Below are 7,634 nucleotides of genomic sequence, written 5' to 3'. Positions count from 1 at the left end.
CGATGAATTCCTTATCGGCGCTTCGGGTAGAAAGGGCGGGACGAGAAGTCTCCCACGGTCCGTACTGGTCAGAGTCGGAATCGAGCTTTTAGTCCCGCCCACCCCTTCAAGTCTAAACATACAAGCGGGCTTGCTCGCGAATGGCCGCACTGCGGTCTAACGGTCCGGCTCACACCCCTTCAACACCAACCGGATAATCGTCTGCGCCGCCGCTTCGTAATCCTCTTCATCCAGCTTGGCCTTGCCGGTGATGGCCGTGATCTGCCAGTCAAAGTCGGCATACGTCTGGGTCGCGGCCCAGATGCTGAACATCAGGTGGTTGGGGTCGATGGGGGCGATCTGGCCGCGGTCGATCCAGGTCTGGATGCAGTCGATGTTGTGCTTGGCCTGGCCGTTGAGCTGGTCGACCAGGTCGGGACTCAGGTGCGGGGCGCCGTGCATGATTTCGCTGGCAAACACCTTGGAGGCGAAGGGCAGGTCGCGGGAGATGCGGATTTTCGAACGGATGTAGCCGCTCAGCACTTCACTGGGCACGCCGTCGGCATTGAACGGCGTCGAAGCCTGCAGGATCGGCTCGATGATGCTTTCCAGGACCTCGCGGTAGAGGTTTTCCTTGGATTTGAAGTAGTAGTAGACGTTGGGTTTGGGCAATCCCGCCTTGGCTGCGATGTCACTGGTTTTGGTCGCAGCGAAGCCCTTGTCGGCAAATTCTTCACTGGCGGCACGCAGGATCAGTTCTTTGTTGCGCTCGCGGATAGTGCTCATAAACCCGGTGGTTCCTTGCCTGTACTGGCGGTTGCGCATGGTAGCACCGGCCTCGCGCGGCGCTCAAGAATGCCCCGCAGCCGGTTGAGCCGCGCTATGCTGCGCAGCATTCATTCAAGAAGGAAGCCTGATTCATGGCAGGAAGCAGTTTGCTGTTGCTGATCGACGACATCGCCGCGGTACTCGACGATGTGGCGTTGATGACCAAAATGGCAGCGAAGAAGACGGCCGGCGTACTCGGTGACGATCTGGCGCTCAACGCCCAGCAGGTCAGCGGCGTACGCGCCGAGCGGGAAATCCCGGTGGTATGGGCGGTAGCCAAGGGCTCGTTCATCAACAAGCTGATCCTGGTGCCGTCCGCCCTGGCGATCAGTGCGTTCATTCCGTGGCTGGTCACGCCGTTGTTGATGGTCGGCGGCGCCTACCTGTGTTTCGAAGGTTTCGAGAAACTCGCCCATAAATTCCTGCACAGCAAGGCCGAGGATCAGGCCGAACATGCGGAGTTGGTTGAAGCCGTGGCCGATCCGGCAGTCGACCTGGTGGCGTTCGAGAAGGACAAGATCAAGGGCGCGATTCGCACCGACTTCATCCTTTCGGCGGAAATCATCGCCATCACCCTCGGGACTGTGGCCGATGCGCCTCTGACCCAGCAGGTCATCGTGCTGTCGGGTATCGCCATCGTCATGACCATCGGTGTTTATGGCCTGGTGGCCGGCATCGTCAAACTCGACGACCTCGGCTTGTGGCTGACCCAGAAACCCGGGCAGATGGCCAAAAGCATCGGTGGCGGGATTCTGCGTGCAGCACCGTACATGATGAAAAGCCTGTCGGTGATCGGCACGGCGGCAATGTTCCTGGTGGGCGGCGGGATCCTGACTCACGGCGTGCCGGTGGTTCATCACTGGATTGAAAGTGTCAGCGCGGGGGCGGGCGGTGCCGGGTTTATCGTGCCGACGTTGTTGAATGCGGTGGCGGGGATCGTGGCGGGTGCGGTGGTGTTGGCCGGCGTCATGGCCGCGAGCAAAATCTGGCGCTCAGTCAAAGGCTAGCGCCAAACCTGTAGGAGCTGGCTTGCCAGCGAAGAGGCCCGATTTGGCGACAACTATCTTCGGTGTGGCGAGTATTGCCTTCGCTGCGGTGCGGTGATCCGACAAGCCAGCTCCTACAGGCGGCTGTGGGTTACCCAATAAAAAGGCCATTCGATTCGCATCGAATGGCCTTTTTTGTGGCCGATGGACTTACTCGGCGATCTGCAGCTTGCGCGATTCGGTGTACACGTAACGCACCTTCTCGTACTCGAACGGCGTATTCAGCTGGCCATAGCGAAAGCCGGTCTGATATCGCTTGTCGACGCTGCGCAGGAGCCAGACCTCGGGATGGTTGGCGCTGACTTCCGCGACGTTCAGGAAGTTGATCGCGTTCTCGGCGGTGAAATCGACGGCCAGGCCGCCGGTGTCGCGGATGTTCGAAGGGCCGAGGATCGGCAACACGAAGTAGGCGCCACCCGGTACACCATAGAAACCCAGGGTCTGACCGAAGTCTTCGTTCTGGCGCGGCAAGCCCATGGCCGTGGCCGGGTCCCACAGGCCGGCGATGCCGACGGTGGTGTTGAGCAGCAGGCGCGCGGTGGTTTCCATCGAACGCTTGCCCTTGAACTGCAGCAGGCTGTTCATCAGGTTCGGCACGTCACCGAGGTTGTTGAAGAAATTGCTGACGCCGGTGCGCAGGAAGCTCGGGGTGATGTAGCGATAACCGTCCACCACCGGCAGAAACACCCATTGGTCGAAGCGGTAGTTGAAGTGGTAGACGCGGCGGTTCCACTCTTCCAGCGGGTCGTAGACGTTCAGCGCGTTGAGCGTCGAGCGCTCGAACTCGCGCTGATCCAGCCCCGGGTTGAATTTGAGTTTGCTCAGCGGCTCCTTGAAACCGTCACTGTCGATCACGACCGGGGCGTTGGCTTTGCTGTTGTCGGCATTGGCGACGCTTGCACAGAGTAACGCGGCGATAAGCAGGGGGTATTTAGCCACGGAAAAACTCCAGCATGGCGTCGCTGTTGACGCGGTAATTAAGGTTGCCGCAGTGGCCGCCCAGTGGATAAACAGTCAAGCGATCGCCGAAGGTCTTGCGCAGAAAACCCAGGTCGCCAGGGCCGAGGATCACGTCGTCGGCGTTGTGCATGACGGCGATTTTCGGGCTGTCGCGCAGGTAATCCTTGAGCGCATACAAGCTGACCTGGTCGATCAGTTGCAGCAGGCTGCCGCCGTCGGTGCGGGCGCGCCACATCGGGATGACCTGCTCGGTGATGTAGCAATCGAAGTCGCATTGCAGCGCACGCTTGAGGAACGGCGTGAGGGTGGTGCCTTCGGTGATCGGGTATTTCGGCGGCGTGATCAGGCCGCGACGGTTGATCAGGTCCGAAGTAAAGGCAATATCGGCCGCCGAGAAGCGGAACGAGGTGCCGATCAGCATGGCCATCTGTTCGTTGCTCAGGTGCTGCTTGGACTGCTGGAAGTCGTAGAGCAGCGCATCGTTGAGGTCGATGTAGCCCTTTTGCTGGAAGTAGCGGGTCAGTTTGTCCAGCACCAGTTCATAGAAGGTGGTGGAGTTGTTGATGCCCTTGACCTCGGTCTGGACCAGCTTGTCCAGATTGGTGATCGAGGTGTAGAGGTTGACCGGCGGGTTGAGCAGCAGGACTTTCTTGAAGTTGAAGCTGCGACGGGTTTCGTCAAGGTGGGCGACGAATGCTGCATCCAGTGCGCCCAGGCTGTAGCCGGTCAGGTAGTAGTCGGTGACGGCGACCTTGGGGTTTTGCGCCCGCACGGCCTGCATCACCCGGTACATGTCTTCGGCGTCTTCCTTGGTGATGCCGGGCGTGGCAAAGCGTGAGGCCGCGCTCATGAAGTCGAAGCTGGTGGGCGACGACAATTGCACCACGTGGTAGCCGGCCTTGTAGTAGAGCTTCTTCAGGTATTCGTTGAGGGTACTGTCATAACGCGCGCCGGTACCGGCGATCAGGAAGATCAGCGGCGCGGCTTTATCCTGGGTGGCAATGCGGTAAGTGAGTTTCTTCACCGGCCAGAAGTTGTCCGGCAACTGGAACTCGCGCTCCGGGCGCAATGTGACGCTGCGGGTTGACTGGTTGATGTCATCGTCAAGCGGCAGCTCCGGGCGCAGGTCCGGTGGCGTCGTGGCAATGGTCGCCTCGAACGGGTTGGTCAAGGGATAGCCATAACTGGCGGCGTCGATATCGACCGCCAGTGCGGACGCACTCAAAATAATGCCGCCAAACAGGGCGGCGAAGCGCAAGGAACGGAGCATGACTAGATCCCTTAGAGGAAGGTGCCGAATGAAGTTCGCAGGCTATGACCACGGGTTTTGCGCCAAAGTGCCATGGATCGACACCAATCAGGCCTAATTTCGGAGTAATGGTAGCTGGACGATACACTTTGCGGCTGTTTCGTGACCAATTATCTGTGTCACGCGCTTGCTAACCGCTGCCGGGGGATTAAGCTGGCCGCCGTTTTCGCGTATTGGAGTGTTTCATGTCCCGCCGTCTGCCCGTGATTTTGCTGCTTGTTTTGCTGCCATTATGGCTGGCCGCCAGTTATGGCGCGCGTTATGGCTTCATGGAGGATGCTCAATGGGTCGGCATCTGTGTGGACGAAGCGAGCCGCTGGGAATGCCAGGTCCGTTCGAACCTGGGGCTGATGATTCATTTCAGGTTATTGGGTTGGGCTGCAGTGGCGGCCGCGGTGATCGGTTTTGTACTGCCAGGCCGGGCAGGGTGGTGGTTGGCGGTGTTGGCGTTGGTGTTCGGCTTGCCGGCGTTGGCGTTGTACAACACAACGCTGGCTGTTTTTGCGGTGGTGATTGCGGCGTTGCGTCTGGTCAGGGCTTCCTCTAGCGTTTGATAGTCAGTCTTTGCGAGCAAGCCCGCTCCCACAGTTGATCTTAGTCGTACACCGTATTTGTGTTCACTGAAGATCCATTGTGGGATCGGGGTTGCTCGCGAAGAAGCCAGCGGCCCCGCTGAAGATCAGGCTTTGCGAACCCGCAAACTGCGCCACAACGCCCCAACCATCAGCACGCTCACCAGCGCCCAACCCCACGCCTGCTGGTTCTGCAGCCCTTCCTGATACAACTGCGGCGCAATCCCGGCACCGATGATGAAGGTCAGCAAGGCAATCTCCCGGCGCGGCACGCTCACCGGGCGGCACAGGTACACCAGTGCCGGCAGGATGAACGCAACACTCGGAAAGCTGCGATAACGCGGATCGAACACCAGTTCCAGCATCGTCACCGCCGCGGCGAAGCCTGCTGTTGCCAGCCACCAGCCAGCCCGACGTTCCAGAACATTGAACGCGCGCTCACGCCAACCGGTACGAGCGCTCAGGGTCAGTGCCGCATGGGCCAGCACCAGCAGGTTCAACGCCGTCAACAGGCCGACCCACAGCCACTCGCTGGCGAAGCGGGTGGTGACACGGGCCAGGTCGCCCCAGGCGCCGATCGAGCAGGCGGCCAGTGCACCGAGCAGTGGCAGCACCAGCGCCGCGCGCGAGCTGCGTACTCGACCGCCGAGGATCAGCGTGCCGAAGAAGATCAGGCCACCGACCGCCAGCCACTGCGACCAGTACGGTACGTTCGACACCGGACCGGCCAAAACGCCCTTGTCCTGGCGATCGGCGTCGAACAGCCCCCAGTACCCACCGACCGCACCTTCGCTCGCGCGTTTCCACGGTTGGTCGAAGGCTTCGATCAGGTTGTAGTGCCAGCCTTGTTGCTCGGCCATGATGACAAAACCGCGGATGAACCTGGCTTCATTGACCCGGCTCGGCAGGGCGGTTTTACGTTGGCGGCCTTCGCTCGGCCAGCCGGTTTCGCCAATCATCACGTCCTTGGGCGCGAACATGCTGCCGAAAGACTGACGCACGGCGGCCACCTGCGACAGGGCGACGTCGATGTTCGAAGGGTGATCCTCCCAGTACGGCAGCAAGTGAATAGTGATGAAATCTACCGCCGGAGCCACTTCCGGGTGCTTTTGCCAGAACTCCCAGACGTCGGCATAAGTGACAGGCTGTTTGACCTGGCTCTTGACCCGGTCAATCAGTTTCACCAACTGCGCGCCGGTGATTTCCTTGCGCAGCAGGGTCTCGTTGCCAACGATGACCGAGGTCACCACGTCCGCATTGGCATTGGCCGAGGCGATCAGCAGGTCGATTTCTTTCGCGGTGTCCACCGGGTTGCTGTTGACCCAGGCGCCGATCATCAACTTCAAACCGTGCTTGCGCGCCAGGGCGGGCACGGCCTCGAGGCCGGTCATGGAATAGGTGCGAATGCATTCGAAGCTTTTGGCCAGCAACGCGAGGTCGGCGTCCATGCGTTCCGGGCGCAAGTTGAACGGCACATCGAATGGCGATTGGTCCTTGTCGAACGGGGTGTAGGAGGCACATTGCAGCTTGTGCGTCGCGCTGGCCACGTCCGGCAGGACCACGGGTTTGCCGAGGCCGTACCAGAAGCCACCCAGGGCAAAAAGCCCCAGCAGGCAGGCAAATAGATAAGCAAAAAAAGGAAAGCGCGATGTCGCGGGCATGGTCAGGCCGTCTGGGAGCAAAGCCGCGCATGTTACCTGCATTTGTCGCGTGTCTGGTGGCCTGCATGATTTTGACATGCAAAGTTCGGGCGGATTGGCCGGGGGACTTTCGCTGGTCTAGATTAATGGCGTTCTGATGTCGTTTCTCGATGCCTTGAGGTCGCTGGCAGAGCAGGTCGCAGTTGTCGTCAGGTTGATTATCGAGGCGTCAGCGCTCTCATCGGAAAATCGCGCTGATGTGGAACGAGTTTGCGGTGAGGCGTGATGGGGGCGCCGCGCACCATAACAATACGTTGACGCGACTCGGCATCCGCCGAGCGCAGCACTTTCGGGGAAGTAACGATGAAGATGCGACGACTTTTAGGCGCAAGTGCCGCACTGGCGCTTGCGATCGGCTCCACCCAGGCGTTGGCCGCGAAGGGAGCCGTGACCATCGGTTACGTCGACGGCTGGTCCGATAGCGTTGCGACCACCCATGTGGCAGCCGAAGTGATCAAGCAGAAACTCGATTACGACGTGAAGCTGCAAGCGGTCGCCACCGGGATCATGTGGCAGGGTGTCGCCACGGGCAAACTCGACGCCATGCTCTCAGCCTGGCTGCCGGTGACTCACGGCGATTACTGGGCCAAGAACAAGGATCAGGTGGTCGACTACGGCCCGAACTTCAAGGACGCCAGGATCGGCTTGATCGTGCCGGAGTACGTCAAGGCCAAGTCGCTTGAAGACCTGAAAACCGATGACAGCTTCAAAAAACGCATTGTCGGCATCGACGCTGGTTCGGGCGTGATGCTCAAGACCGAACAGGCGATCAAGGACTACGATCTGACCGGGTATCAGCTCAAGGCCAGTTCTGGCGCCGGGATGATTGCCGAGTTGACCCGTGCCGAGAAAAAACAGGAATCCATTGCCGTCACGGGGTGGGTGCCGCACTGGATGTTCGCCAAGTGGAAACTGCGCTTCCTGGACGACCCGAAAGGCGTTTATGGCGCGGCTGAAACCGTGAACAGCATCGGCAGCAAAGGCCTGGAAGCCAAGGCGCCGGAAGTGGTCAAGTTCCTGAAGAACTTCCAGTGGGCGTCGAAAGACGAAATCGGCGAAGTGATGCTGGCGATTCAGGAAGGTGCCAAGCCTGAAGCGGCGGCGAAGGACTGGGTGGCCAAACACCCGGAGCGCGTTGCAGACTGGACCAAATGATTTGAGCTGACCCGTCTGGTCGGCACCTCCCGGGGCCGCTTGGTATTTATGCCGAGCGGCCTTTTGCTTTTCTGTAGGAGCAGCC

The 7,634-nt window shown here is 60.1% G+C and carries 7 protein-coding genes; 3 read left to right on the top strand and 4 right to left on the bottom strand.

Going from position 1 to position 7,634, the window contains the following annotated elements; genetic code table 11:
• Positions 1 to 156: 156 nt before the first annotated feature.
• The gene (locus tag BZ163_RS06135; RefSeq protein WP_128870190.1) at positions 157 to 765 is read right to left on the bottom strand and encodes a TetR/AcrR family transcriptional regulator; all 609 of its coding nucleotides are present in this window, start codon (positions 763 to 765) and stop codon (positions 157 to 159) included.
• Positions 766 to 899: 134 nt separating this feature from the next.
• Here BZ163_RS06135 and BZ163_RS06130 point away from each other — a divergent pair, with 134 nt between their 5' ends.
• Positions 900 to 1,814 (top strand): DUF808 domain-containing protein, encoded by a 915-nt coding sequence (locus tag BZ163_RS06130; RefSeq protein ID WP_128870189.1) that lies wholly within the window; start codon positions 900 to 902, stop codon positions 1,812 to 1,814.
• 189 nt (positions 1,815 to 2,003) lie between these two features.
• On the opposite strand, the gene BZ163_RS06125 is transcribed toward BZ163_RS06130, so the two are convergent.
• Both BZ163_RS06125 and BZ163_RS06120 read right to left on the bottom strand, forming a co-directional pair.
• On the bottom strand, positions 2,004 to 2,792 hold the full coding sequence (locus BZ163_RS06125; RefSeq protein ID WP_128870188.1) for a VacJ family lipoprotein: 789 nt from the start codon (positions 2,790 to 2,792) through the stop codon (positions 2,004 to 2,006).
• Entirely contained in the window at positions 2,785 to 4,083 is a 1,299-nt protein-coding gene (locus tag BZ163_RS06120; RefSeq protein WP_128870187.1) for a serine/threonine protein kinase, read from the bottom strand. The genes BZ163_RS06125 and BZ163_RS06120 overlap by 8 nt, the downstream gene beginning before the upstream one ends.
• 224 nt (positions 4,084 to 4,307) lie before the next feature.
• Between BZ163_RS06120 and BZ163_RS06115 the strand changes: the two genes are divergently transcribed.
• Positions 4,308 to 4,676: a hypothetical protein gene (locus BZ163_RS06115; RefSeq protein ID WP_128870186.1), complete on the top strand. Its 369-nt coding sequence runs from the start codon at positions 4,308 to 4,310 to the stop codon at positions 4,674 to 4,676.
• Positions 4,677 to 4,801: 125 nt separating this feature from the next.
• Here BZ163_RS06115 and BZ163_RS06110 read toward each other — a convergent pair whose 3' ends face one another.
• Positions 4,802 to 6,397 carry a beta (1-6) glucans synthase gene (locus tag BZ163_RS06110; protein WP_128870185.1) on the bottom strand — a complete coding sequence of 532 codons (1,596 nt, stop codon included), beginning with the start codon at positions 6,395 to 6,397 and terminating at the stop codon, positions 4,802 to 4,804.
• 300 nt (positions 6,398 to 6,697) lie between these two features.
• Here BZ163_RS06110 and BZ163_RS06100 point away from each other — a divergent pair, with 300 nt between their 5' ends.
• Positions 6,698 to 7,549, top strand: coding sequence for a glycine betaine ABC transporter substrate-binding protein (locus BZ163_RS06100; protein WP_128870184.1), 852 nt, complete (start codon positions 6,698 to 6,700; stop codon positions 7,547 to 7,549).
• Positions 7,550 to 7,634 lie beyond the last annotated feature (85 nt).

The organism is Pseudomonas sp. VI4.1, assembly GCF_002029345.1.
Classification (GTDB): Bacteria; Pseudomonadota; Gammaproteobacteria; order Pseudomonadales; family Pseudomonadaceae; genus Aquipseudomonas.
This window is presented reverse-complemented; position numbering and strand designations above follow the sequence as displayed.